General features: G+C 69.9%; 21 protein-coding genes. 9 read left to right on the forward strand and 12 right to left on the reverse strand.

Translation table 11 applies throughout. The annotated features are described in order from the left end of the window. The first annotated feature begins 134 nt into the window (after window positions 1-134). A complete protein-coding gene (locus CFB40_RS14080) occupies window positions 135-644 on the forward strand; it encodes a flavin reductase family protein (RefSeq protein WP_089426191.1) in 510 nt (169 codons plus the stop codon). Here the strand turns inward: CFB40_RS14080 and CFB40_RS14085 are convergent. Continuing rightward, window positions 631-1,131 (reverse strand): Lrp/AsnC family transcriptional regulator, encoded by a 501-nt coding sequence (locus tag CFB40_RS14085; protein ID WP_006477992.1) that lies wholly within the window; start codon window positions 1,129-1,131, stop codon window positions 631-633. The two genes, CFB40_RS14080 and CFB40_RS14085, sit on opposite strands and share 14 nt — an antisense overlap. 130 nt (window positions 1,132-1,261) lie before the next feature. Between CFB40_RS14085 and kynB the strand changes: the two genes are divergently transcribed. The 3 genes from kynB (at window position 1,262) to kynA (ending at window position 4,194) form a co-directional block, all read left to right on the forward strand. Then, entirely contained in the window at window positions 1,262-1,903 is a 642-nt protein-coding gene (gene kynB / locus CFB40_RS14090) for an arylformamidase (RefSeq protein ID WP_089426192.1), read from the forward strand. A 26-nt stretch (window positions 1,904-1,929) separates the two neighbouring features. Further along, window positions 1,930-3,183 (forward strand): kynureninase, encoded by a 1,254-nt coding sequence (gene kynU / locus CFB40_RS14095; protein ID WP_241026035.1) that lies wholly within the window; start codon window positions 1,930-1,932, stop codon window positions 3,181-3,183. 78 nt (window positions 3,184-3,261) lie between these two features. Continuing rightward, complete coding sequence (kynA, locus tag CFB40_RS14100; RefSeq protein WP_089426193.1) at window positions 3,262-4,194, forward strand: tryptophan 2,3-dioxygenase; 933 nt, start codon at window positions 3,262-3,264, stop codon at window positions 4,192-4,194. A 29-nt stretch (window positions 4,195-4,223) separates the two neighbouring features. Here kynA and CFB40_RS14105 read toward each other — a convergent pair whose 3' ends face one another. The 4 genes from CFB40_RS14105 to mdlC all read right to left on the reverse strand — a co-directional run bounded on the left by CFB40_RS14105 (window position 4,224) and on the right by mdlC (window position 9,944). After that, complete coding sequence (locus CFB40_RS14105) at window positions 4,224-5,621, reverse strand: MFS transporter (protein ID WP_089431621.1); 1,398 nt, start codon at window positions 5,619-5,621, stop codon at window positions 4,224-4,226. Between the two features lie 266 nt (window positions 5,622-5,887). Further along, window positions 5,888-6,832 carry a ketopantoate reductase family protein gene (locus CFB40_RS14110; RefSeq protein WP_089431622.1) on the reverse strand — a complete coding sequence of 315 codons (945 nt, stop codon included), beginning with the start codon at window positions 6,830-6,832 and terminating at the stop codon, window positions 5,888-5,890. 14 nt (window positions 6,833-6,846) lie between these two features. Beyond that, window positions 6,847-8,298 carry an aldehyde dehydrogenase gene (locus tag CFB40_RS14115; RefSeq protein WP_089426196.1) on the reverse strand — a complete coding sequence of 484 codons (1,452 nt, stop codon included), beginning with the start codon at window positions 8,296-8,298 and terminating at the stop codon, window positions 6,847-6,849. A 38-nt stretch (window positions 8,299-8,336) separates the two neighbouring features. Then, a complete protein-coding gene (gene mdlC / locus CFB40_RS14120; RefSeq protein ID WP_089431623.1) occupies window positions 8,337-9,944 on the reverse strand; it encodes a benzoylformate decarboxylase in 1,608 nt (535 codons plus the stop codon). 99 nt (window positions 9,945-10,043) lie between these two features. Here mdlC and CFB40_RS14125 point away from each other — a divergent pair, with 99 nt between their 5' ends. The 4 genes from CFB40_RS14125 (at window position 10,044) to CFB40_RS14140 (ending at window position 15,181) form a co-directional block, all read left to right on the forward strand. Then, a complete protein-coding gene (locus CFB40_RS14125; protein WP_174972912.1) occupies window positions 10,044-10,955 on the forward strand; it encodes a LysR family transcriptional regulator in 912 nt (303 codons plus the stop codon). Window positions 10,956-11,142: 187 nt separating this feature from the next. Next, window positions 11,143-12,537 (forward strand): D-arabinitol 4-dehydrogenase, encoded by a 1,395-nt coding sequence (gene dalD / locus CFB40_RS14130; protein WP_089431624.1) that lies wholly within the window; start codon window positions 11,143-11,145, stop codon window positions 12,535-12,537. A gap of 83 nt (window positions 12,538-12,620) precedes the next feature. Continuing rightward, on the forward strand, window positions 12,621-14,102 hold the full coding sequence (xylB, locus tag CFB40_RS14135; RefSeq protein ID WP_089426200.1) for a xylulokinase: 1,482 nt from the start codon (window positions 12,621-12,623) through the stop codon (window positions 14,100-14,102). A 65-nt stretch (window positions 14,103-14,167) separates the two neighbouring features. Continuing rightward, on the forward strand, window positions 14,168-15,181 hold the full coding sequence (locus tag CFB40_RS14140) for a sugar-binding transcriptional regulator (RefSeq protein WP_089426201.1): 1,014 nt from the start codon (window positions 14,168-14,170) through the stop codon (window positions 15,179-15,181). Between the two features lie 43 nt (window positions 15,182-15,224). Here the strand turns inward: CFB40_RS14140 and CFB40_RS14145 are convergent, their stop codons facing one another. Both CFB40_RS14145 and CFB40_RS14150 read right to left on the reverse strand, forming a co-directional pair. Continuing rightward, on the reverse strand, window positions 15,225-16,472 hold the full coding sequence (locus tag CFB40_RS14145) for an MFS transporter (protein WP_089431625.1): 1,248 nt from the start codon (window positions 16,470-16,472) through the stop codon (window positions 15,225-15,227). After that, window positions 16,469-17,665, reverse strand: coding sequence for a serine hydrolase domain-containing protein (locus tag CFB40_RS14150; protein ID WP_089431626.1), 1,197 nt, complete (start codon window positions 17,663-17,665; stop codon window positions 16,469-16,471). The genes CFB40_RS14145 and CFB40_RS14150 overlap by 4 nt, the downstream gene beginning before the upstream one ends. A gap of 113 nt (window positions 17,666-17,778) precedes the next feature. Between CFB40_RS14150 and CFB40_RS14155 the strand changes: the two genes are divergently transcribed. Further along, a complete protein-coding gene (locus CFB40_RS14155) occupies window positions 17,779-18,663 on the forward strand; it encodes a LysR family transcriptional regulator (protein ID WP_089431627.1) in 885 nt (294 codons plus the stop codon). A gap of 26 nt (window positions 18,664-18,689) precedes the next feature. Here CFB40_RS14155 and CFB40_RS14160 read toward each other — a convergent pair whose 3' ends face one another. The 5 genes from CFB40_RS14160 to CFB40_RS14180 all read right to left on the reverse strand — a co-directional run bounded on the left by CFB40_RS14160 (window position 18,690) and on the right by CFB40_RS14180 (window position 23,770). Next, window positions 18,690-19,799 carry an ABC transporter ATP-binding protein gene (locus tag CFB40_RS14160; RefSeq protein WP_089431628.1) on the reverse strand — a complete coding sequence of 370 codons (1,110 nt, stop codon included), beginning with the start codon at window positions 19,797-19,799 and terminating at the stop codon, window positions 18,690-18,692. 62 nt (window positions 19,800-19,861) lie between these two features. Further along, entirely contained in the window at window positions 19,862-20,548 is a 687-nt protein-coding gene (locus CFB40_RS14165; protein WP_089426206.1) for an HAD family hydrolase, read from the reverse strand. Next, complete coding sequence (locus CFB40_RS14170; RefSeq protein ID WP_011353034.1) at window positions 20,545-21,396, reverse strand: carbohydrate ABC transporter permease; 852 nt, start codon at window positions 21,394-21,396, stop codon at window positions 20,545-20,547. Before CFB40_RS14170 ends, CFB40_RS14165 begins: the two co-directional genes overlap by 4 nt. Beyond that, the gene (locus CFB40_RS14175; RefSeq protein ID WP_089431629.1) at window positions 21,393-22,346 is read right to left on the reverse strand and encodes a carbohydrate ABC transporter permease; all 954 of its coding nucleotides are present in this window, start codon (window positions 22,344-22,346) and stop codon (window positions 21,393-21,395) included. The genes CFB40_RS14170 and CFB40_RS14175 overlap by 4 nt, the downstream gene beginning before the upstream one ends. Window positions 22,347-22,444: 98 nt before the next feature. Further along, window positions 22,445-23,770, reverse strand: coding sequence for an ABC transporter substrate-binding protein (locus CFB40_RS14180; protein WP_089426208.1), 1,326 nt, complete (start codon window positions 23,768-23,770; stop codon window positions 22,445-22,447). Window positions 23,771-23,825: the final 55 nt, after the last annotated feature.

The raw sequence follows: 23,825 nt of genomic DNA on the forward strand, positions 1-23,825 counted from the left end.
CGGCGGCCCCGATTCCGCTAAAATCGGGCCATGCGCACCCCTTCCCCCTCGACCGCCTTGTCGCCTTTCGTCCGCCGTGCCCGCCCCACCCGCGTCGCGCCGCGCCCGCCCGTCTCGTTCCGGATGGCCGCGCGATGAGTCACGCCAATCCCCCGGATTTCGACTCGGCCGCCTTCCGGCAAGCCCTCGGCCAGTTCGCCACAGGCGTGACGGTGATCACGACGCGCGCGCCGTCCGGCCAACTGATCGGCATCACCGCCAGCTCGTTCAACTCGGTCTCGCTCGATCCGCCGCTCGTGCTGTGGAGCCTCGCGCACAAATCGGCGTCGACGCCCGTGTTTCGCGGCAACAGCCATTACGTGGTGAACGTGCTCGCGGCCTCGCAGCTCGACCTGTGCAAGCGCTTCTCGACCTACAAGGGTGACCGCTTCGAAGGGATCGCGCATGCGGCCGGCAACTCGGGGATGCCCGTGCTCGACGGCGCACTCGCGTGGTTCGAATGCCACAACCGCAGCCGCTACGATGAAGGCGACCACGTGATCTTCGTCGGCGAAGTGGAGCGCTGCGGCGTGCGCATGGAATCGGACACGGCACCGCCGCTCGTGTTCCACGGCGGCGGCTTCCACGGCCTTACACCGCTTTGATCGCCCCCGTGCGCGCCAGCCCGACCGGCGCGCCGGCTTCATCCTTCAGCGTCTGCAGCACGATGTTGGAACGGATGTCCATCACGCCCGGCGCCTTGTAGAGCCGGTTCAGCACGAAATCCGAATAGTGCTTGAGGTTGTGCGCGAGCACGCGCAGCAGGTAGTGGCTCTCGCCCGTCACGACGAACGCGCCGACCACCTCCGGCCATTCGCGCAGCGCTTCCGCGAAGCGCTCGTGCCATTGATTCTCTTCGTTGCGCATCGACACCTGAACGAACGCCTCGAGCTCGAAGCCGAGCTTCTCGCGGCTCAGGCACGCGCGATAGTGCTCGATCACGCCCTGCTCCTCGAGCAGGCGCATGCGGCGCAGACAGGCGGACGGCGAAAGCGAAATCCGTTCCGCCAGGTCGAGATTGCTGATTCTGCCCTCTTCCTGCAGTACCGCCAGAATCCGGCAGTCGGTGGCATCGAGCGTGATCGCGTGCATTTTTGGTCCCCGTTTTCCCTCTGAGTCGAATTATCTGCCAATCCGGCGGATTGTCCATGTTTATTTCGCAAGCACTTTCTGCGAGCGTCCACCTATCATTCGAAGGATCGACTCACCGAATCGTCATGCCATGGACACCCTCTGGGACATCTCGCCGCCCGTCAGCCCCGCCACCCCCGTGTGGCCGGGCGATACGCCGGTTTCCGTCGAACGCGTGTGGCGGATGGAGGCCGGCTCGCCGGTCAACGTCGCGCGCCTGACGCTGTCGCCGCACACGGGCGCGCACTGCGACGCGCCGCTGCACTACGACGCCGACGGCGCGCCGATCGGCGCCGTGCCGCTCGACACCTACCTCGGCCCGTGCCGCGTGATCCATTGCATCGGCGCATCGCCGGTCGTGCAGCCGGCCGATGTCGCGGCCGCGCTCGACGGCGTACCGCCGCGCGTGCTGCTGCGCACCTGTGCGCGCGCCAGCGTCGATGAGTGGGACAGCCACTTCTGCGCGGTCGCGCCCGAGACCGTCGACCTGCTCGCCGCGCATGGCGTGAAGCTGATCGGCATCGACACGCCGTCGCTCGACCCGCAGGAATCGAAGACGATGGATGCGCATCACCGCGTGCGCGCGCACCGGATGGCGATCCTGGAAGGCATCGTGCTCGACGACGTGCCGCCCGGCGACTATGAACTGATCGCACTGCCGCTGAAGTTCGCGACGCTCGACGCGAGCCCCGTGCGCGCGGTGCTGCGCGCGCTGCCCGCGCGTGCTTCCTGATTACCCCGACTGACGACCCCCACATCATGATCAAGACCCGTGAAGATGCGCTCGCGCTCGACCGCGACGATCCGCTCGCCCCGCTGCGCGACCAGTTCTCCCTGCCCGACGGCGTGATCTACCTCGACGGCAACTCGCTCGGCGCACAGCCGCGCGCATCGGCCGCCCGTGCGCAGCAGGTGATCGGCGCCGAATGGGGCGAAGGCCTGATCCGCAGCTGGAACACGGCCGGCTGGTTCGCGCTGCCGCGCCGTCTCGGCGACAAGCTCGCGACGCTGATCGGCGGCGCGCCCGACGAGACGGTCGTGACCGACACGATCTCGATCAACCTGTTCAAGCTGCTGTCGGCGATGGTGCGCCACCAGGCCGAGCGCGCGCCGGAGCGCCGAGTGATCGTGTCGGAGCGCTCGAACTTCCCGACCGACCTGTATATCGCGCAGGGGCTGATCGAGCAGCTCGGCGGCGACTACGAACTGCGCCTGATCGACGACCCGGCCGACCTGCCCGGCGCGCTCGGCGCGGACACGGCCGTCGCGATGATCACGCACGTGAACTACCGCACCGGCTACATGCACGACATGCCGGCCGTCACGCAGCTCGTGCACGACGCGGGCGGCCTGATGCTGTGGGATCTCGCGCACTCGGCCGGCGCGGTGCCGGTCGACCTGAACGGCGCGCGCGCGGACGGCGCGGTCGGCTGCACGTACAAGTACCTGAACGGCGGCCCCGGTTCGCCCGCCTTCGTATGGGTGCCGCAGCGCCATCACGCGCACTTCTCGCAGCCGCTGTCCGGCTGGTGGGGCCACCGCGCACCGTTCGCGATGCAGCCGGGCTTCGCGCCCGATCCGGGCATCGCGCGCTTCCTGTGCGGCACGCAGCCGATCGTGTCGATGTCGATGGTCGAATGCGGGCTCGACGTGTTCCTGCAGACCGACATGCACGCGATCCGCCGCAAGTCGCTCGCGCTGACCGATGCGTTCATCGCGCTCGTCGAAGCGCGTTGCGCGGGCCTGTCGCTGAAACTCGTCACGCCGCGCGCGCATCACCAGCGCGGCTCGCAGGCGAGCTTCGAGCATCCGCACGGCTACGAGGTGATGCAGGCGCTGATCGCGCGCGGCGTGATCGGCGACTATCGCGAGCCGTACGTGCTGCGCTTCGGCTTCACGCCGCTCTATACGCGCTTCGCCGACGTGTGGGATGCCGTCGAGACGCTGCGCGACATCCTCGCCACCGACGCGTGGAAGGCGCCCGAGTTCGCCGAACGCGGCGCGGTGACCTGATCGGCCTTGCCCGGCGCGCGCGAGCCGCGCGCCGCGCCCCGTCATTCAAATCTGGAGAAAGTCGTGAATTCTGGTCATATGCAGCCACCCGGCGACGACGCGCCGGCGGGCTGCCCGTTCTCGGGCGCACGCGCCGCGCATTCGGCCCAAGCAGCCCCGGCCGCGCACGAAGCGTCGCACGTGCCCGGCGATGCCGGCTGGCACAACGCGCAGCTCGATTTCTCGAAGTCGATGAGTTACGGCGACTACCTGTCGCTGAATTCGATCCTCGACGCGCAGCATCCGCTGTCGCCCGATCACAACGAGATGCTGTTCATCATCCAGCATCAGACGAGCGAGCTGTGGATGAAGCTCGCGCTGTTCGAGCTGCGCGGCGCCCTCGACGCGGTGCGCACCGACGCGCTGCCGCCGGCGTTCAAGATGCTCGCCCGCGTGTCGCGGATTCTCGAGCAACTCGTGCAGGCCTGGAACGTGCTGTCGACGATGACGCCGTCCGAGTATTCGGCGATGCGGCCGTATCTCGGGCAGTCGTCGGGTTTCCAGTCGTACCAGTACCGACAACTCGAATTCCTGCTCGGCAACAAGAACGTGCAGATGCTGCAGCCGCATGCGCACCGGCCCGACATCCTCGAACAGGTGCGTGCGACGCTCGAAGCGCCGTCGTTCTACGACGAAGTCGTGCGCCTGCTCGCGCGGCGGGGCTTCCCGATCGCGGCCGAGCGGCTCGAACGCGACTGGACGCAGCCGACCCGGCACGACGAGACGGTCGAAGCCGCGTGGCTCGAGGTGTACCGTCATCCGCAGCAGCACTGGGAGCTCTACGAGATGGCCGAGGAACTCGTCGATCTCGAGGACGCGTTCCGCCAGTGGCGCTTCCGTCACGTGACGACCGTCGAGCGCATCATCGGCTTCAAGCAGGGCACCGGCGGCACCAGCGGCGCGCCGTACCTGCGCAAGATGCTCGACGTCGTGCTGTTCCCCGAGCTCTGGCACGTGCGCACCACGCTGTAACGCGCGACGCGCCCCCGGCCCGCCCGCCGTCACGACGACGTGCGGGCCAGCTCCTCCCCTTCGCGCGGCTGCACGGCCGCACGCGACAGTCGCGGAATGTGCCGTCGCACGACGAGCAGCGCGACGCAGACCACCCCCATCGCAATCGCCAGCATCGTCAGATAGGCCGTGGCGCCGCCCGTGGTGATCACGACCGCGCCCGCGAACGCGCTGAGGATCGCGCCGAGCCGGCCGAACGCGAGCGCGCTCGCGGTGCCCGTCGCGCGCACGGCCGTCGGGTAGATGTACGCGCAGAGCGCATACATCGTCGACTGCACCGCGTTGACGAACAACCCGTGCAGGCCGAGCCCGACGATCAGCCAGCCCGTGTGGCGGCTCGCATCGACACCCATCAGCCACACCGCACTCGCCGCGCCGCCGACACTGCACAGCACGAGCGGCCAGCGCGACCCGGCATGCGCGATCGTCCATGCGCACAACAGCGCGCCGATCACGCCGCCGAGGTTGTACGCGGTGAGCCCCGTCCCCGCCACCGACACGCTCAGCCCGCTCGCCGCCAGCATCGTCGGCAGCCAGCTGAACGCCGCATACACGGCAAGCAGGCACATGAAGAACGCACACCACAGCGCGATCGTGTCGCGCGCCTGGCCGCTCGCGAACAGCGCGCCGAAGCCGCCGCGGCCGCCCGCCGCGCGGGCGTCCCTCAGGTCGGTGAAGACGGTGCCCGGCACGACGGGCCGCTCCATCCGCGCGAGCAGCGCGCCGAGTTCCGGCCAGCGCGCGGGGCGCCGCGCGAGATAGCGCGGCGATTCGGGCAACGCATGCACGAGCACGAAGCCGAGCACGAGCGGCAACGCGCCGCCCGCGAAGAACAGCCCGCGCCAGCCGTAGCGCGGCAGCACCTCGTGCGCGAACAGGCCGGCCAGCATCCCGCCGAGCGGCACGCAGACGATCGTCGCGGTCACCATCATCGTGCGACGCCGCGCGGGCGTGTATTCGGCCGTCATCGTCGTGGCCGTCGGCAACGCGCCGCCGATCCCGAGGCCTGCGACGAAGCGCAGCACCGCGATCGCCGTGACGTCCGGTGCGAAGCCGATCGCGCAGGTCGCGATGCCGAACAGGAACACGCTGCCGATCACGGCCTGGCGGCGGCCGAAGCGATCGGCGACGATCCCCGCGCACGCACTGCCGATGCCCATCCCGATCAGCCCGGCCGCCACCGCCGGCGCGAACGCGCCGCGCGTGATGCCCCATTCGCGGATCAACACCGGAATCGCGAAGCCGATCAGCTGGCCGTCGAAGCCGTCGAGCACGATCGCGAGCGCGGCGAGCAGCACCACGCAGCGCTGCATCGTCGTGAACGGCCCGTCGTCGAGCGTCGCGCCGATGTCGACGGACGCAGGCAACAATCCGTCGCGCGTGCTCATGCGACCTCCCGTGCGCCGCGCTCAGGCGGCAACATGCGCAAGCAGCGCGCGGCAAGACAACGGCATTCGATGGCGTTCATGGCGTCTCCGGTTGCCCGGGCTGGCGCGGTGGCGCGTGCCCGGATCTCGTGCTGCGCAGGCGGCCGGCGTCGACGCATCGGCGCCGCCTCCGGTGTCTCGTCCAACCTGTCCCGATCCGGCGCCGTCGCCTGCGCGCGACGTGCTCGTCTCGTCGTGCGGCGCAAGCCGCGCCGCCCGCCTGATGCTCAGTTCACCCGCGCGTCGATCAGCCGGACCAGCGCGAGCAGCGTCTCCGCATGCGGCACCGCGACGCCCGCTTCGCGCGCGGCCGCGACGACCTTGCCGCTGATCGCGTCGATTTCCGTGCGGCGGCCCGCGAGCACGTCCTGCAGCATCGACGGGCGATGGCCGCGATGCGCGTGGATCGCGTGCTCGACATTGCGCGCGATGCGCTCGCCGTCGACCGCGATGCCCTTCGCGCGGGCGACGGCGGCCACCTCGGCTGCAATCGCGAGGGCAAGCCGCGGCCCGTCGTGATGGTTGCCGAGCTGGTCGACCGTGCAGTTGGTCGCCGCGCACAGCGTGTTGAGCGCCGCGTTGAACGCGACCTTCTCCCAGATCGCGGCCCACACGTCGGCGTCCAGCGTGCACGCGAGCCCCGCGCGCGACAGCGTATCGGCCACCGTCGCCGCGAACGGGCGTGCCGCGCCGTCGGCCGTCATCATGCGGATCGCGCCCGCGCCGTGCGAGCGCACGTGCGCCGGCCCCGCCGCGTCGGCCGGCCACGTCGTCACGCCGACCAGGATGCGTTCGAGCGGCACGAACGCATTCAGCGTCTCGACATTGCCGAGCCCGTTCTGCAGCGTCAGCACGTGCGTGTCCCGCTCGAGCAGCGCGCGCACGCCGTCGAGTGCGGCACGCGTATGCAACGATTTCGTGAAAACGATCAGCAGGTCGAATGATGCATCGGGCGATGCGGCCGCAGCCGCATTCGCCGCTTCCGGCCGCACGGCCTGCAACGTCCGGATACACCGCTCACCACGATCGTCATCGATGCGCAACCCTTCGCGGCGAATCGCATCGAGATGCGCATCGTTCACGTCGATCAGCGTGACGGCCTCGCCGCTTTCGGCCAGCCGCCCGCCGAACAGCGAGCCCATCGCGCCGGCGCCCAGAATCGCAATCCTCATCGTCGTCGTCCTCGTCAGAACGGATAGTGGCGCGGTGCGGTCTGCACCGTGATCCAGCGCAGGTCCGTGAACGCCGCGATGCCGGCCTTGCCGCCGAAGTGGCCGAAGCCGCTGTCCTTCACGCCGCCGAACGGCATCTGCGCCTCGTCGTGCACGGTCGGACCGTTCACGTGGCAGATGCCCGATTCGATGCGGGCCGCGACGCGCATCGCACGCGCGACATCGCGGCTGAACACGGCCGACGACAGCCCGAACGCGTTGTCGTTCGCGCAGCGGATCGCGGCGTCCTCGCCATCGACGCGCACGATGCCTTTCACCGGCCCGAACGACTCCTCCGCATAGATGCGCATCGCCGGCGTCACATGGTCGAGCAGCGTGGCCGGGAACAGCGTGCTGTCGGCCTTGCCGCCGCACACGAGCGTCGCGCCGTGCGCGAGCGCATCGTCGATCAGCGCGTTGCAGCGCTCGACGGCCTTCATGTCGATCAGCGAACCGAGCACGACGGGCCCCTGGCGCGGATCGCCGAGCGGCAGCGACGCGGCCTTGTCGGCGAGCTTCGCGACGAACGCATCGGCAATCGACGCGTCGACGACGATGCGTTCGGTCGACATGCAGATCTGCCCGGAATTCGCGAACGCGCCGAACGCGGCCGCCGCGACTGCCGCGTCGAGATCGGCATCGTCGAGCACGACGAACGGCGCCTTGCCGCCGAGCTCCAGCACCGACGGCTTCAGGTGGCGCGCACAGGCTTCGGCGACGATCCGGCCGACGCGCGTCGAGCCCGTGAAATTCACGCGGCGCACGGCCGGATGCGCGATCAATGCATCGACGATCGTGCCCGCATCCTCGGGCGCGTTCGTCACGAAATTGACGACGCCCGGCGGCAACCCGGCCTCCTGCAGCGCCTCGACGATCAGCCCGTGCGTGACGGGACACAGCTCCGAGCCCTTCAGCACGACGGTGTTGCCGCACGCGAGCGGCAGCGCGAGCGCGCGCGTCGCGAGGATCACCGGCGCATTCCACGGCGCGATGCCGAGCACGACGCCGGCCGGCTGCCGCACGCCCATCGCGAGCGACCCGGGCACGTCGGACGGAATCAGCTCGCCACTGATCTGCGTGGTCAGCGACGCGGCCTCGACGAGCCCGCTTGCGGCAAGCTGCACGTTGAAGCCGGCCCACAGCGCGGACGCGCCCGTCTCCGCCGCCATCGCGGCGACGAACTGCTCGTGCTTCGCTTCGAGCGCGGTGGCCGCCTTCAGCAGCAGCGCGCGGCGGGCGCCGGGACCGAGCGCGGCCCAGCCGGGAAACGCGCGGGCGGCCGCGTCGGCCGCCGCGCGCGCATCGTCGACGGTACACGCGGGTGCTTCGGACGCGACTTCGCCATCAAGCGGGTTGCGGCGCGCGAAGGTCGCGCCGCTGGATGAGTGACGGCGTTCGCCGCCGATCAGCATCGATACGGTTTGCATGGAATCTCCGGCAGGACGCGCACTGCGCATCACGTCATTCAGACAATCTCGACTTCGACGACGACCGGCGCCGCCACACGCAGCGCGTCGGTCATCGTGTCACGCAGGCGCGTGGCATCGGACACGCGTACGCCCCGGCAGCCCATCCCTTGCGCGAGCGCGACGAAATCCAGGTTCGGCAGATCGGTGCCCTGCACGGGATCGTCCGGGCCGAAGCCGAACACCGGCGCGAAATCCTGCAGCGCCGCGTAGCGCCGGTTGTTCAGGATCACGAACGTGATCGGCAGCTTCAACTGCACGGCGCTCCACAACGCCTGGATCGAATACAGGCTCGACCCGTCGCCGATCAGCCCGATCACGCGCCGGCCCGGCTGCGCGAGCGCGACGCCGACGGCGGCCGGCATCCCGTAGCCGAGCCCGCCGCTGTCCATCGTGTAGAACGTGCCGCTGTGCGTGAACGGCAGGTGTTCCTGCATCACGGGCCGCGCGCTCGGTGCTTCCTCGACGACGATGTCGTGTGCGGCGCGCACGTCGGCGAGCGTCTGCAGCGCGAACGCGACCGACATGCGCTCGCCGGCGGCCGGCGGTTCGACGCGCGCACGCGGCGGCCGCGGCGCGGGCATCGGCCGCTCGGGCGGCGCCGGGCGCGCGAGCAGGTCGCGCGCGGCGAGCCGCAGGTTGCCGACGACCGCATCGCCCGACGGCGTCCACGCGGCGAGGCCCGGATCGTCGACGAGCTGCACGAGCGTCGCGCCCGGCGGCACGTGCGGGCCGAAGCCCTCGATGTGATAGGTGAACGCGGGCGCGCCGAACGCGAACACGAGATCGTGCCCGTCGAGCCGCGCGACGATCTTCTCGCGGATCGCGGGCAGGAAGCCGGCGAACAGCGGATGGTCCTCGGGGAAACTGCAGCGCCCCGACATCGGCGCGACGTACACACGCGCACGGTGCCGCTCGGCGAGCCGCACGACGTCGTCCCACGCACCGGCGCGATCGACGGCTGCCCCGACCACGAACGCGGGACGCCGCGCGGCGTCGAGCGCATCGCCGAGCCGCGCGAGCGCATCCGGATCGGGCCGCACGACACGGCTGACGTCGCGGCGCGGCAGCAGCTCGGCCGGCTGATCCCAGTCGTCGACCGGGATCGACACGAACACGGGGCCGCGCGGTTCCTGCATCGCGATGCGGTACGCACGCGCGATCGCGGCCGGCACGTCCTGCGCACGCGCGGGCTCGATGCTCCATTTCACGTACGGCTTCGGCAGCTCGGCGGCCTGCGTCGCGCCGAGGAACGGGTCGAACGGCAGGATCGCGCGCGCCTGCTGGCCCGCGGTGACGATCAGCGGCGTGCGGTTCTTGAAGGCGGTGAAGAGATTGCCCATCGCGTTGCCCACACCCGCCGCCGAATGCAGGTTGACGACCGCCGCATTGCCGGTCGCCTGCGCGTGGCCGTCGGCCATCCCGACCACGACAGCTTCATGCAAGCCGAGCACGTAGCGGAAATCGTCCGGGAAGTCGCGGAACATCGGCAGCTCGGTCGAGCCGGGGTTGCCGAACACGCGGTCGATGCCGAACTGGCGAAACAGGTCGATCACCGCATCGCGAACGGTGATCGGTGCGGCGGAAGGGGGCGTATGGCCGGACATGCTCGGGCGTCTCCTCGATGGCTTGGCGGTTTCCACAGTATCGAAGCGCGAGCCATTCTCGGATACTGTATTTTTTGCGATAAGCCATACCGTTCCGACATGACTTTCGATCTCCGACAATTGCGCGCCTTCACGACGATCGTCGCGTGCGGCAGCCTCGGCCGCGCGGCCGACGCGCTGCACGTGACGCAGCCGGCGCTGAGCCGGATCCTGAAGCGACTCGAGGACCAGGTCGGCGCGCCCTTGTTCGAACGCCATTCGAAGGGTGTGCAGCTCACCGCGTTCGGCGACGCGCTGCTGCCGCATGCGACGCTGCTGCAGCACGAGGCCGAGCACGCACGCGAGGAGCTCGATGCGATGCGCGGGTTTGCGAAGGGCACGATCAAGGTCGGCACGGTGGGCAGCATCGCGAGCCTCGTGCTGCCGGTCGCGGTCGGCCGCGTGCTCGACCGCTGGCCGAACCTGCGCGTCGAGATCATCGAAGGCGTGTGGGACCGGCTCGCGGAAGGGCTGAACAAGCACGAGATCGATCTCGCGCTGTCCGCGCACGGGCCCGATACCGACGAGATCGTCGCGATTCCCGAGTGTCGCTGGGAGGATCGCAGCCACATCGTTGCGGCGCAGCACCATCCGCTGCGCGCGCTCGGCCGCGCGCCGACGCTCGCCGACACGCTGCACGCGCGCTGGGCGATTCCGCCGCGCGGCACCGCGCCGTTCGACCACATGCGCGCGACCTTCGACGCGCACGGGCTGGCGCTGCCCGACATCGCGGTCGAGACGCGCTCGGTTACTACATTGAAGAGCCTCGTCGCGCATGCCGGCTTCCTGAGCTGGATGGCCGAGCCGATGTACGGCGCCGAGCAGCGCGCCGGCACGATCGACACGCTGCCGGTGCGCGAGGTCGTCGCGGTGCGCACGCTCACCGCGTTCCGGCGCCGCCACGGCATCCTGCCGGGGCCAGCGGGCAAGCTGCTCGAGGAACTCGTCGCGTTGACGCGCGAAGGACGCTGACAGCGCTTTCCGCACCGGCCGCCCGTTCGCGGCCTTCCCACCCTGCTGCCCGCACGCCGCCGCAGCGCACCATCGAAATGCCGTTTCCCCGCCTTGACTTTCGCTCGCCCGAATACGATCATTCGCTCACACAAAGAGCAAATGATCGTATTCGGCAGGACTGTCAGGCACGAAAAGGAGACACCGGATGAGCGCATCGCCCTCCGCCCGCACGCCCGTGCTGCTGCACATCGGCGCGGGCTCGTTTCACCGCGCGCACCAGGCGTGGTATCTGCATCGCGTGAACGCGGCCGTCCCGGCCGACGAGCGCTGGTCGCTGACCGTCGGCAACATCCGCGACGACATGCACGCGACGATGGACGCACTCGCCGCGCAGCACGGCGCCTACACGCTCGAAACCGTCACGCCGCAAGGCGAGCGCGCGTACGAGACGATCCGCGCGATCACGCGCGTGCTGCCGTGGTCGATCGACCTCGCCGCGCTGATCGACGCCGGCGCCGATCCGGCCTGCCGGATCGTGTCGTTTACCGTCACCGAAGGCGGCTACTACCTCGACGAACACAACCGGCTCGACCTCGCGAACGCCGATCTCGCGGCCGACCTGCAAGGCGCGCGCACGACGCTGTACGGCGCGCTCGCGGCGCTGCTCGCCGAACGCGTGAAGCGCGGCGCGGGCCCGCTCACGCTGCAGAGCTGCGACAACCTGCGCAACAACGGCGCGCGCTTTCGCGCGGGGATGCGCGAATTCCTCGAGCGGCGCGGCCAGGCCGACCTGCTCGCCTGGTTCGATACGAACGTCGCGACACCGAGCGCGATGGTCGACCGCATCACGCCGCGCCCGACCGCCGACGTGCGCGAGCGTGTGCTGGCGGCCACCGGCTTCGACGACGCATGCCCGGTGATGGGCGAATCGTTCATCCAGTGGGTGATCGAGGACCGCTTCGCGGCCGGCCGGCCGAAGTGGGAAGTGGCCGGCGCCGAACTCGTCGACGACGTGCACCCGTACGAGGAAGCGAAGATCCGCATCCTCAACGCGACGCACAGCTGCATCGCGTGGGCCGGCACGCTCGCGGGCCATACGTATATCCACGAAGGCACGCACGACGCGGCGATCCGCCGCTTCGCGCACGACTACGTGACGCAGGACGTGATCCCCTGCCTCACGCCGAGCCCGCTCGATCTCGCGCGCTACCGCGACGTCGTGCTCGAACGCTTCGGCAACCCGTACGTGCTCGACACGAACCAGCGCGTCGCGGCCGACGGCTTCTCGAAGATTCCCGGCTTCATCGCGCCGACGCTCGTCGAATCGTTCGCACGCGGCGCGGCGCCGGTCGCCACCGCCGTGCTGCCCGCGCTGTTCCTGCGCTTTCTCGAGCGCTGGGCGCGCGGCGCGCTGCCGTACGCGTACCAGGACGGCGTGATGGACGAAAGCGCCGCACGCGCGATCGTCCAGGCCGACGACCCGGTCGTCGCGCTGTGCGCGAACCGGCAGCTGTGGGGCTCGCTCGCCGGCAACGCCGCACTGTTCGAGGCCTTGCGCGGCGGACTCTCGCGTGTCGACACATGGCTCGCGGCACGCTGACGTGCATCCGGGCGAACCTGCCTTGGCACGGGCGCGGCCGCGCGGCTAAAGTAGCGACTCCCCACTGACGGAACGGATCGCTCATGTATCTCGGCATCGACCTCGGCACCTCGGAAGTGAAGGTGCTGCTGCTCGCCCCGGACGGCACGGTCGTCGGCACCGCCGGCTCGCCGTTCACCGTGTCGCGGCCGCATCCGCGCTGGGCCGAACAGCATCCGGACGACTGGTGGCAAGGCACGCTCGCCGCGCTCGCGGCGTTGCGCGAACGGCACCGCGACGCGTTCGCGGCCGTGCGCGGCATCGGCCTGTCGGGCCAGATGCACGGCGCCGTGCTGCTCGGCCGCGACGATCGCGTGCTGCGCCCCGCGATCCTGTGGAACGACATGCGCAGCGCCGACGAATGCGCGCTGCTCACCGAACGCGCGCCCGATCTCCACGCACTGGCAGGCAACCTCGCGATGCCGGGCTTCACCGCGCCGAAACTGCTGTGGGTCGCGAAGCACGAACCCGACGTGTTCGCGGCAACCGCCTGCGTGCTGATGCCGAAGGACTACCTGAGGTTCCGGCTGACCGGCGCGAAGGTGTCCGATCCGTCGGACGCCGCCGGCACGCTGTGGCTCGACGTCGCGCGCCGCGACTGGTCCGATGCGCTGCTCGCCGCGTGCGGGATGACGCGTGAGCAGATGCCGCGCATCGTCGAAGGCAACGCGCCATCCGGCACGCTGCGCGCGGACATCGCACGCGAACTCGGGCTGTCGGAGGCCGTCGTGGTGGCCGGCGGCGGCGGCGACAACGCGACGAGCGCGCTCGGCATCGGCGCGATCCATGCAGGCGACGGCTTCGTGTCGCTCGGCACGTCCGGCGTGCTGAGCGTGGTCGGTGATCGCTTCATGCCGAACCCCGCGTCGGCCGTCCATGCGTTCTGCCATGCGATTCCCGATCGCTGGCAATTGATGAGCGTCGTGCTGTCGGCCGCGAGCTGCCTGCGCTGGGTCTGCAAGCTGACCGGCACCGACGAGCCCGCGCTGCTCGCGGAAATCGAAACGCTCGACGCCGACGCGCTCGCGACGGCCCCGCTGTTCCTGCCCTACCTGTCCGGCGAGCGCACGCCGCACAACGACCCGTACGCGCAAGGCGTGTTCTTCGGGATGACACATGCGACCGAACGCGCGCATCTCGGCTACGCGGTGCTCGAAGGCGTGACGCTCGGCCTCGCCGACGGTCTCGACGCGCTGCACGCGGCCGGCGTCGAAACCGACCAGCTGTCGCTGATCGGCGGCGGCGCGCGCAGCGCGTTCTGGGCGCAGTTGATCGCCGATGCGCTGAACGTGCGCACGCGCCAGCACGGCGGCGGCGAAACCGGCGCGGCGCTCGGCGCGGCACGGCTCGGCTGGCTGGCCGTCGGCGCCGATCCGCATGCGGTGCTGACCAAGCCGCCGGTGCGCGCCGAATACGCGCCCGATGCGGCACGCCATGCGCTGCTGCGCGAACGCCTCGATGCGTTCCGCGCGCTGTACCGTCACGTGCAGCCGCTGTACGAACCGTCGCGCGCACGGCTCGCATAAGCGCCGCACGTCACGCGTGGCGGCCATCGGCCGCGTGCGCGACATGCGGTACAGTGGATGCCGCCATGCGGCCCACCGACCGGCCCGCGGGGCGGCCCCCCGATCCGAACCGAATCGCTATCGTGTCCAAGTCCTCAGAAAAACTCGATCTCGCCACGCGTGCCGCGTGGCTCTACTACGTCGCGGGCGACACGCAGAACGAAATCGCGGAAAAGCTGCAGGTGTCGCGCCCGGTCGCGCAGCGTCTCGTCGCGTTTGCGGTCGAGAAGAACCTGATCCGCGTGCGCGTCGACCACCAGCTCGCCGACTGCCTCGATCTCGGCGCGCAGCTGTCGAAGCGCTACGGCCTCGCGATGTGCGAAGTCGTGCCCGTCGATGCCGATGCGCCCGACGCGATCGACCGCAAGCTCGCGGTCGCCGGCGCGCAGGTGATGGAACGCTACCTGAACGAAACGCGTCCGATGGTGATCGCGGTCAGCAGCGGCCGGACGCTGAAGGCCGCGGTCGCGCAGATCGCGCAGATCGACCGCCCGCAGCACCGGCTCGTGTCGATGGTCGGCGCGATCGCGGCCGACGGCTCGTCGAACCGCTACGACGTCGCGCAGTACATCTCCGAGAAAACCGGCAGCAAGCACTTCCTGCTGCCCGCGCCGCTGTTCGCCGACAGCGACGCCGAGCGCGCGCAGTGGTGCAATCACCGGCTGTACCGGATCGTCGAGGCGCTGTCGGGCAAGGCCGATGTCGCATTCGTCGGGATCGGCAACATCGGCCCGCACTGCCCGCTCTATGAAGACGGCTTCATCACCGAACAGGAGCGCGACGAGATGACCGCGCTGGGCGCGGTGGCCGAGCTGCTCGGCGTGCCGATCGACGCGCAGGGCACGCAGATCGCCGTGTCGACGAGCGCACGCGTGACGAGCGTCGCGCTCGCGACGCCGCCGAAGCTGCCGACGATCGCGTTCGCCGGCGGCCCGAAGAAACACGACGCGGTGATTGCCGCGCTGCGCGGCGGCTGGCTGTCGGGGCTCGTCACCGACGAAGCGTGCGCGCGCGCCGCGCTCGCCGCGAAAGCGGCCTGACGCCGAAGCCGCGCACGGCCCACCGCGCGCGGCTGTCGAGCGCTCAAGCCGCGTGCGGCGCCGGAAACGCATGCCGGCGCGCACGCCACGCGCCGACCCACGCAGCCGCCAAGAGCGCGACGAGCACCCACGGAATCGCGCCGGCGCCCGTTGCACCGAGCAGCATCCCGCCCGCGATGCCGCCGCCCGCGATCGCGAGGTTCCACACCGTCACGAGCATCGACTGCGCGACGTCGGCCGCCTCCCCCGCCGCATTCGCGGCGGCGGTCTGGAACAGCGTCGGCGCACCGCCGAACGCGAGCCCCCACAACGCGACGCCCGCATAGACGATCGCCATCCCGGAACCGGCACCGAGCATCGCCGCCGCGACCGCGAACAGCGCGATGCTGGCAAGCGTCAGGCGTCGCTGCGCGGCGCCGATCCACGCGCCCGTCAGCGCGATGCCGACCAGCGACGCGAGACCGAACACCAGCAGCACCGCATCGACCTGCGCGCCCATCCGCACGCCGGCGAGAAACGGCGCGACGTACGTGTACAGCATGTTGTGCGCCAGCACGTACGCGAACATCACGGTCAGCACCGGCCGCACGCCGGGCAGCGTCATCACGCCGAGCACCGGCTCGCGCGCGCCGGCCTGCTGCCCCGGATAGTCGGGCACGCGTAGGCGAATCCAGCCGATCAGCGCCAGCGCCGCGACCGTGATCCCGGCGAACGCGACACGCCAGCCGAACATCGCGCCGAGCGCGGTGCCGGCCGGAATGCCGATCGACATTGCTGCCGGTATGCCGAGCATCGCGACCGCGATCGCCCGGCCGCGCAGCGACGGCTCGACCAGCCGGCTCGCGTAGCCCGCCAGCAGCGCCCACAGCAGCCCGGCCGACATCCCGGCGACGAAGCGCGCGGCCAGCGTGAGCGCGTAGTACGGCGACGCGGCCGTCAGCGCATTCGACACGACGAACCCGGCGAGCGCCGCGAGCAGCAGGCCGCGCCGGCGCATCGCACGTGTCGCGGCGACGAGCGGAATCGCCGCGACGATCGAGCCGAGCGCATAGACGGTCACCAGTTGGCCGATCAGCGCCTCGGTCACGTGCAGGTCGACGCTCATCAGCGGCAGCAGGCCGGCGGGCAGGGCTTCGGTGAGCACCGTGATGAAGCCGGCAGTGGCTAGCGCGAGCAGGTTCGCGACGGGCAGGCGCGCGCGGCCCGGTGCAGACGAGCCGGCTGCGGAATCGGCAGCCCGGCCGGCGGAGGACGCGGAAACGGACGGGGAAGCGGATACGCATTCGCTCATGCCGCGCTCCGGTCGTCGACGCCATACACCGCATCGCGCACGTCGGTGACGATGCGCCCGTACATCCCTTCGTACAACGTATTGGTCAGCGCGACGACCGTCAGCCCGGCCGCACGGTCGACGAACCACGCATGCCCGTACGCGCCGCCCCAGCGCCAGGTGCCGACCGACTCCGGCGACTGCGCGGCCGCCGGATCGCGCAGCACCGAAAAGCCGAGACCGAAACCGAATCCCGGCGCATCCGGCAAGTCGTGCGCGCCCGGCTGCACCCGCGCCATCTCGTCGATCCAGCGCGGTGCGAGCCAGCCGTCGAGGCCCGTGCGCAGCGTATCGAGCAGCGTCAGGCAATCGTGCGCGGTGCCGACCATGCCCGCGCCGCCCGACGGCCACGCGGCGGCATCGAACGCGCGCGCCGGCTCGAAGCGGATGCCGACCGTGCCGTCGAACACCGGCACGAGATCGTCGTCGGCCATCCGGCGCGGCGCGCCCGGCGTGCTCACGTAAGGCGTCGCGACGTGCGCGGCGTCGGGCGCGACGAATCCGGTATCGGTCATCCCGAGCGGCGTCGTGACGAGCGCGGCCACCGCCTGCGCGAGCGGGCGGCCGTCGACCGCTTCGATCAGCGCCCCCGCCACGTCGGTCGCGAGCGAGTAGCCCCACGACGTGCCGGGTGCGAACTGCAGCGGCACGACGGCGATGCGCCGCACGTTCTCGGCGAGCGACAGGCTCGCGCGATCCATCCCGTCGGATACGCCTGCACGCGCATACGGGCCGTCGCCGTCCGCTTCGAGGAAGCGATAGCCGAGGCCGGCCGTATGCGACAGCAGATGCCGCAACGTGATGTTCACCGGCGCGCCGCGTGCGAGCGTCGGCGTGAACGCCGGCAACCAGCGCGCGACCGGCTCGTCGAGCCCGATGCGGCCTGCCGCAACCAGCCGCATCGCGGCGGCCGTCACGATCGGCTTCGACACCGACGCGAGCCGGAACACCGTGTCCTCGCGCATCGGCGTGCCGGCTTCCCGATCGGCCAGCCCGGCCGCGCGTGCATAACGCAATTCGCCGTCGCGGGCGACCAGCACGACCGCGCCGACCACGCGCGCGTCGGCCAGCGCGCGATCGAGCACGGCGTCGAGCCGCGCGCGCAGCGCGGCGTCCGGTTCTCCGCGGTGGGTGGTGACAGGCAGGGATGACATGGCGTGACCTCGAACGATGAAGGAACGCCCATCGTAGGGAGCCGACGCGTGAAGAAAAACCGGGGTAGAGTTCCGGACACTCCGGACATCGATGTCCGCAATCGGGAACCTGCATGGAAAATCTGGGCGGTTTCGTCGTATTCGTTCAGGTCGCGGAAACGCGCAGCTTCGTCGCGGCCGGCCGCGCGCTCGGGCTGTCGGCGTCGGCGATCGGCAAGCGCATCGCGCGCCTGGAAGCACGCCTGAACGTGCGGCTGTTTCACCGCAGCACGCGCAGCATCACGCTGACGGCCGAAGGCGCGCGCTTTCTCGAACGGTGCCGGCGCGTGATCGCGGAGATCGACGCGGCCGAGCAGGAACTGACGCACAGCGCCGAAGCGCCGCGCGGGCGGTTGCGCGTAAGCCTGCCGACGATCGGCACGCTGCTGCTGCCGATGCTCGCCGATTTCATGGCCGCGTATCCGGAGATCGAGCTCGACATCGATTTCAGCGACCGGCTCGTCGACGTGATCGACGAAGGGTTCGACGCGGTGCTGCGCACCGGCCAGCCGTCGGATTCGCGGCTGTCGTCGCGGCTGCTCGGCCATTTTCGCCAGCACCTCGTCGCGTCGCCCGGCTATCTCGAGCGGCATGGCACGCCGCGCACGCCGGCCGATCTCGTGCGGCACCGCTGCCTGCACTACCGCTTCCCCAGCAGCGGCCGGCTCGAGACCTGGCCGTTGCGCGCGCCGCGCGCCGGCACGCCGCCGGAGGTGCCGGTATCGATGGTCAGCAACAACGCGGAAACACGGCTGTGCTTCGCGCTGCGCGGGCTCGGCATCGCCTGCCTGCCCGAGTTTTTCGTACACGACGCGCTGGCCGACGGCACGCTGCGCCCGGTGCTCGACGAACACGTCGAGAGCCGCACGCCGTTCTACGTACTGTGGCCGTCAGGCCGCCATCCGACGCCGAAGCTGCGCGCGTTCGTCGACTACGTGGCCGAGCACCTGCGCCTCTGAGCACCGCAGGCGCACGTGCCGGCGCGTCACGCCGCCTTCGCGTGCACGCTCAGCCGCCGGAACGCCTGCCCGTTTTCGTCGAACAGATGGCAGTGCTCGGCCTGCGCATGCACGCGCAGCGCGTCGCCGGTGCGGTACGTGTCGAGCGGCGGAATCCGCGCGATCAGCCCGTCCGGCGCGACAGCTGACTCCGCATACAGATACGCGGCGTCACCGAGCGACTCGACGGCCATCGTCCGCGCGGCGACGCCCGCCGCCGCCGCATCGACCAGCAGGTGCTCGGGCCGCACGCCGACCGTCACCGCCGCGCCACGCTGCAGCCCTGCTGCTTCGGCCGCGACGCGCTGCGTCTCGCCGCTGTCGAAACGCACGAGCACGCCGCCCGCGTCGACCGCTTCGACGGTGCCCTTCAGGAAATTCATCTTCGGCGAGCCGATGAAGCCCGCGACGAACTGGTTCGCCGGCGCGTGGTACAGCTCGTTCGGTGTGCCGACCTGCTGCACCGCGCCGCCCGACAGCACGACGATCTTGTCGGCGAGCGTCATCGCCTCGACCTGGTCGTGCGTCACGTAGATCATCGTCGTCTTCAGCTCGTCGTGCAGCCGCGCGAACTCCAGCCGCATCTTCACGCGCAGCGCCGCGTCGAGGTTCGACAGCGGCTCGTCGAACAGGAACACCTTCGGCTTGCGCGTGATCGCGCGGCCGATCGCGACGCGCTGCCGCTGGCCGCCCGACAGCTGCTTCGGCTTGCGGTCGAGCAGATGGTCGATGTGCAGGATCTTCGCGGCCTGCTTCACCGCCTGGTCGATCTCCGGCTTCTTCGCGCCCGCGAGCTTCAGGCCGAACGCCATGTTGTCGTACAGCGTCATGTGCGGGTACAGCGCATACGACTGGAACACCATCGCGATGCCGCGCTTCGCGCTCGGCACGTCGTTGACCTTCGCGCCGTCGATCAGCAGGTCGCCGCTCGAAATATCCTCGAGGCCGGCGATCATCCGCATCAGCGTGGATTTGCCGCAGCCGCTCGGGCCGACGAACACGACGAATTCGCCGTCGGCGATGTCGAGGTTCACGTTGCGCAGCACTTCGGTGTCGTCGTAGCGCTTCGCGATGTTGCGCAGGAGTACGCTTGCCATGATCTGTCTCCGTTCGTTCGTGATGCGCCGCGTCGAACGCGGCGCGCAATCATTCGTGGTGGCTAGTTCGGCAGCACCGCACCGGTCGCCTGCCAGCGCGCGACGTACCCGGGCAGCTCGTGCATGTCGTCGAATACGTGACGCGCGCCGATCCCGCGCAACGCGTCGATCTGCGCGGCCGACGCATGCCCGCCGCCGACGAAGCCGAGCACGGTCATGCCGGCCGCGGCGGCCGCGGTGATGCCGGTCACGCTGTCCTCGACCACGAGGCACCGGGCCGGCGCGACGCCGAGCGTGCGCGCCGCCGCGAGATACACGTCGGGCGCCGGCTTCGGCCGCGCGACGGCGTCCGCGCAGAACAGCCGGTCGCCGAAGAAGCGCGCGAGGCCCGTGCGGGTCAGCGCCGCCTCGACGTACGCGCGGTAGCTGTTGCTCGCACAGGCCGTCGTCAGTTCGATCGCGGCCAGCGCCGCATCGATGCCGTCGACCATCGGCGCGTTGACGGCCGCCGCCTCGACCGCGGCGCGGATCTCGACGACGTCGTCGTTCGACAGCGTGCGGCCGAGCGCGTCGCATGCGCCGGCCAGCACGCGCTCGATGCGCAGCCCGAGCAGCGGCATCACGGCCGGCCGCGCATCCGCGCCCGGCCAGCGCGCATCGAGCTCGCGCACGAGCACGTCGGCCGCCACCGCCTCGCTGTCGATCAGCACGCCGTCGCAATCGCAGATCAGGACGTTCGTCGCGGTCATTTGACGGCTCCGAACGTGAGCCCGCGCACGAGCTGCTTCTGCGACAGCCAGCCGACGATCAGGATCGGCGCGACCGCGAGCAGCGACGCCGCGGACAGCTTCGCCCAGAACAGCCCCTCGGGGCTCGAGTACGACGCGATGAACACAGTCAGCGGCGCCGCATTCGAGCTCGACAGGTTGATGCTCCAGAACGCCTCGTTCCACGACAGGATCACGAGCAGCAGCGCGGTGGACGCGAGCCCCGGCAGCGCCATCGGCATCAGCAGGTACACGATCTCCTGCCACGTCGACGCGCCGTCGATCCGCCCGGCTTCGAGGATGTCCTTCGGGATCTCGTTGAAGTACGTGAAGGTCATCCACACCGCGATCGGCAGGTTGATCAGCGTGTAGACGATCACGAGGCCCGACACGGTATCGAGCAGCCCCGCGTTCTTCCACAGCAGATAGATCGGCACCAGCACGCCGACCGACGGCATCATCTTGGTCGACAGCATCCACAGCAGCACCTTCTGCGTGCGGTGGTTCGGGAAGAACGCCATCGCGTACGCGGCCGGCACCGCGAACAGCAGCGAGATCACCGTGACGCCCGCCGAGATCAGCACCGAATTCCACGCGAACGCGAAGTAGTTGCTGCGCGCGAACACCTCGCGGAAGCTGTCGAGCGTCGGGATGAAGAACAGCGTCGACGCATACGCCTGCTGCTCGGTCTTGAACGCGGTGATCGCCATCCAGAAGATCGGGAAGAACAGCAGCAGCGCGATCAGCCACGCGAGCGTGCCGGGCAGCGCGCGCCGCACGAGGTCGAACACGGCCGGCACGCGCCGGCCCTCGAAGGTCAGGTCGCTCATTTGTCGTACTCTCCCTTCAGGTTGCGCGCGAGCATCCGCACGAGGAAGAACGACACGACGTTCGCGACCACCACGGCGATGATGCCGCCCGCGGACGCGAGGCCGACGTCGAACTGCTGCAGGCCGAGCGCGTAGATCAGGTACGACAGGTTGGTCGTCGCGTCGCCGGGGCCGCCGCCGGTCGTCGTGTAGATCTCCGCGAAGATCGACAGCAGGAAGATCGTCTCCATCATCACGACCACGGCGATCGCACGCTTCAGGTGCGGCAGCGTGATGTAGAAGAACATCGCGATCGGGCCCGCGCCGTCGATCCGTGCCGCCTCCTTCTGCTCCTGGTCGAGCGACTGGATCGCGGTGAACAGGATCAGGAACGCGAACGGCAGCCACTGCCACGCGACGATGATGATCACCGCGGTGAGCGGGTAATCGGCGAACCAGTCGATCGGCGTCATCCCGAGCGCGCGCATCGCGTTCGCGACGAGCCCGTACACGGGGTGCAGGATCATGTTCTTCCAGATCAGCGCGGACACCGTCGGCATCACGAAGAACGGCGCGATCGCGAGCAGGCGTGCGACGCCCTGCCCGTAGAACTTGCGGTCGAACAGCACGGCCATCAGCACGCCGCCGATCACCGTGATCGCGAGCACCGCGCCGATCAGCACGAGCGTGTGCCAGATCGCGGGCAGGAACGACGGATCGGTCGCGAGGAAGCGGTAGTTGTCGATGCCCGCGAAACCCTTCACGTCCGGGTTCAGCAGGTTGTAGCGCGAGAACGAATACCAGATCGTCATCGCGAGCGGAATCGACATCCACAGCAGCAGCACCGCGACGGACGGCGAGACGAGCCAGCTCGCGCCGCCGCGCGCGCGGCGCGGCGCGCCGGGCGGTGACGACGCGTCGCCGACCGACGGCGCGTGAGCGTGGCTCAGGGGAAGACGCAGGTGACGCATGATCGGAGTCCCTCCGGTTGATGCGCGGGCGCGAAGGCCTGCCCGCCTGTCAGCTCGACGACACGCACCGTGCGCCACCGCGCACGGTGCGGGCCGCGTTACTTCTTGTAGCCGGCCTGCCGCACCGCGCGGTCGGCGGCGGCCTGCCCGGCGGCAAGCGCCTGGTCGACCGACATCTGGCCCGCGACCGCACCCGCGATCGACTGGCCGACCACCGTGCCGAACGACTGGAATTCAGGAATCCCGACGTACTGCACGCCCGTGTACGGCACCTTCTTCAGCGACGGATCGTTCGGGTCGGCGGTCTCGATCGCCTTCAGCACGAAGTCCGAGAACGGCGCGGCAGCCTTGTACTCGGGGCGCTGATACGTCGACGTGCGCGTGCCCGGCGGCACCGACGCCCAGCCCTCGTCCTTGCCGACCATCTCGATGTACTGCTTCGACGTCGCCCACGCGATGAACTTGCGTGCGGCGTCCTGCTGCTTCGACGTCTTCGGCACGGCCAGCGCCCACGCCCACAGCCAGTGCGACCCCTTCGGCGTGGCGGCGACCGGCGCGGCCGCGAAGCCGATCCTGTCGGCCACCTGCGACTGCTGTTTGTTATAGAGCATCCCGGCCGCGACCGTCGCGTCGATCCACATCGCGCACTTGCCCGACGCAGTGAGGGTCAGGTTCTCGTTGAAGCCGTTCGAGCTCGCTCCCGGCGGGCCGTTCTTCTTCAGCAGGTTCACGTAGAAATTGATCGCCTTCTTCCACTCCGGCGACGTGAGTTGCGCATTCCAGTTCTCGTCGAACCAGCGCCCGCCGAACGTGTTCACGACCGTCGACACGTACGCCATGTTCTCGCCCCACCCGGCCTTGCCGCGCAGGCAGATCCCGTAGGTGCCCTTCGCCTTGTCGGTGAGCTTGTCCGCGAATTCCGCGATCTGGTCGTAGGTCGGCTGGTCGGGCATCTTCAGCCCCTTCGCCGCGAACAGGTCCTTGCGGTAGAACGTCATCGAGCTTTCGACATAGAACGGCAGCGCGTACAGCTGGCCGTTGTACGACAGGCTGTCGCGCGCGGTCTTCACGATGTCGTTCAGGTCGTAGTCGGCAGGCAGGCCCGTCATCGGCGCGAGCCAGCCGCGCTTGCCCCACTGCGGCGTCTCGTAGGTGCCGATCGCCATCACGTCGAACTGGCCGCTGCCGGTCGTGATATCGGTCGTCGCGCGCTGGCGCAGCACGTTCTCCTCGAGGATCACCCAGTTCAGCTTGATGTCCGGGTTCGCCTTCTCGAAGGCCGGCGACAGCTTCTTCAGCTCGATCATGTCGGGATTGTTCAGCGTCGCGATCGTCAGCGTGCCGGCGGACGCGGCGCAGGCCGCCGTCGCGAGCGCGGCTCCGGCGAAGCAGCGTGCGGCGGCGTCGAGCATCTTTCGTTGCATGGCATGTCTCCTGTGTTTGTTCGAAGTGTCGTCGGTACTGCGTTTCCTTCGCGGC

The sequence above is a fragment of the Burkholderia sp. AU31652 genome (assembly GCF_002223155.1).
In the GTDB taxonomy this organism is placed as follows: domain Bacteria; phylum Pseudomonadota; class Gammaproteobacteria; order Burkholderiales; family Burkholderiaceae; genus Burkholderia.

Excerpts from the sequence above, each read along its gene's own strand:
- CFB40_RS14105 (WP_089431621.1), bottom strand. The coding sequence starts at position 5,621 with ATGAGCACGCGCGACGGATTGTTGCCTGCGTCCGTCGACATCGGCGCG.
- kynB (WP_089426192.1), top strand. The coding sequence starts at position 1,262 with ATGGACACCCTCTGGGACATCTCGCCGCCCGTCAGCCCCGCCACCCCC.
- CFB40_RS14080 (WP_089426191.1), top strand. The coding sequence starts at position 135 with ATGAGTCACGCCAATCCCCCGGATTTCGACTCGGCCGCCTTCCGGCAA.
- CFB40_RS14175 (WP_089431629.1), bottom strand. The coding sequence starts at position 22,346 with ATGCGTCACCTGCGTCTTCCCCTGAGCCACGCTCACGCGCCGTCGGTC.
- kynU (WP_241026035.1), top strand. The coding sequence starts at position 1,930 with ATGATCAAGACCCGTGAAGATGCGCTCGCGCTCGACCGCGACGATCCG.
- mdlC (WP_089431623.1), bottom strand. The coding sequence starts at position 9,944 with ATGTCCGGCCATACGCCCCCTTCCGCCGCACCGATCACCGTTCGCGAT.
- CFB40_RS14110 (WP_089431622.1), bottom strand. The coding sequence starts at position 6,832 with ATGAGGATTGCGATTCTGGGCGCCGGCGCGATGGGCTCGCTGTTCGGC.
- CFB40_RS14145 (WP_089431625.1), bottom strand. The coding sequence starts at position 16,472 with ATGAGCGAATGCGTATCCGCTTCCCCGTCCGTTTCCGCGTCCTCCGCC.
- CFB40_RS14180 (WP_089426208.1), bottom strand. The coding sequence starts at position 23,770 with ATGCAACGAAAGATGCTCGACGCCGCCGCACGCTGCTTCGCCGGAGCC.
- CFB40_RS14155 (WP_089431627.1), top strand. The coding sequence starts at position 17,779 with ATGGAAAATCTGGGCGGTTTCGTCGTATTCGTTCAGGTCGCGGAAACG.
- CFB40_RS14165 (WP_089426206.1), bottom strand. The coding sequence starts at position 20,548 with ATGACCGCGACGAACGTCCTGATCTGCGATTGCGACGGCGTGCTGATC.
- CFB40_RS14115 (WP_089426196.1), bottom strand. The coding sequence starts at position 8,298 with ATGCAAACCGTATCGATGCTGATCGGCGGCGAACGCCGTCACTCATCC.
- kynA (WP_089426193.1), top strand. The coding sequence starts at position 3,262 with ATGCAGCCACCCGGCGACGACGCGCCGGCGGGCTGCCCGTTCTCGGGC.
- CFB40_RS14140 (WP_089426201.1), top strand. The coding sequence starts at position 14,168 with ATGCGGCCCACCGACCGGCCCGCGGGGCGGCCCCCCGATCCGAACCGA.
- CFB40_RS14160 (WP_089431628.1), bottom strand. The coding sequence starts at position 19,799 with ATGGCAAGCGTACTCCTGCGCAACATCGCGAAGCGCTACGACGACACC.
- xylB (WP_089426200.1), top strand. The coding sequence starts at position 12,621 with ATGTATCTCGGCATCGACCTCGGCACCTCGGAAGTGAAGGTGCTGCTG.
- CFB40_RS14170 (WP_011353034.1), bottom strand. The coding sequence starts at position 21,396 with ATGAGCGACCTGACCTTCGAGGGCCGGCGCGTGCCGGCCGTGTTCGAC.
- CFB40_RS14125 (WP_174972912.1), top strand. The coding sequence starts at position 10,044 with ATGACTTTCGATCTCCGACAATTGCGCGCCTTCACGACGATCGTCGCG.
- dalD (WP_089431624.1), top strand. The coding sequence starts at position 11,143 with ATGAGCGCATCGCCCTCCGCCCGCACGCCCGTGCTGCTGCACATCGGC.
- CFB40_RS14150 (WP_089431626.1), bottom strand. The coding sequence starts at position 17,665 with ATGTCATCCCTGCCTGTCACCACCCACCGCGGAGAACCGGACGCCGCG.
- CFB40_RS14085 (WP_006477992.1), bottom strand. The coding sequence starts at position 1,131 with ATGCACGCGATCACGCTCGATGCCACCGACTGCCGGATTCTGGCGGTA.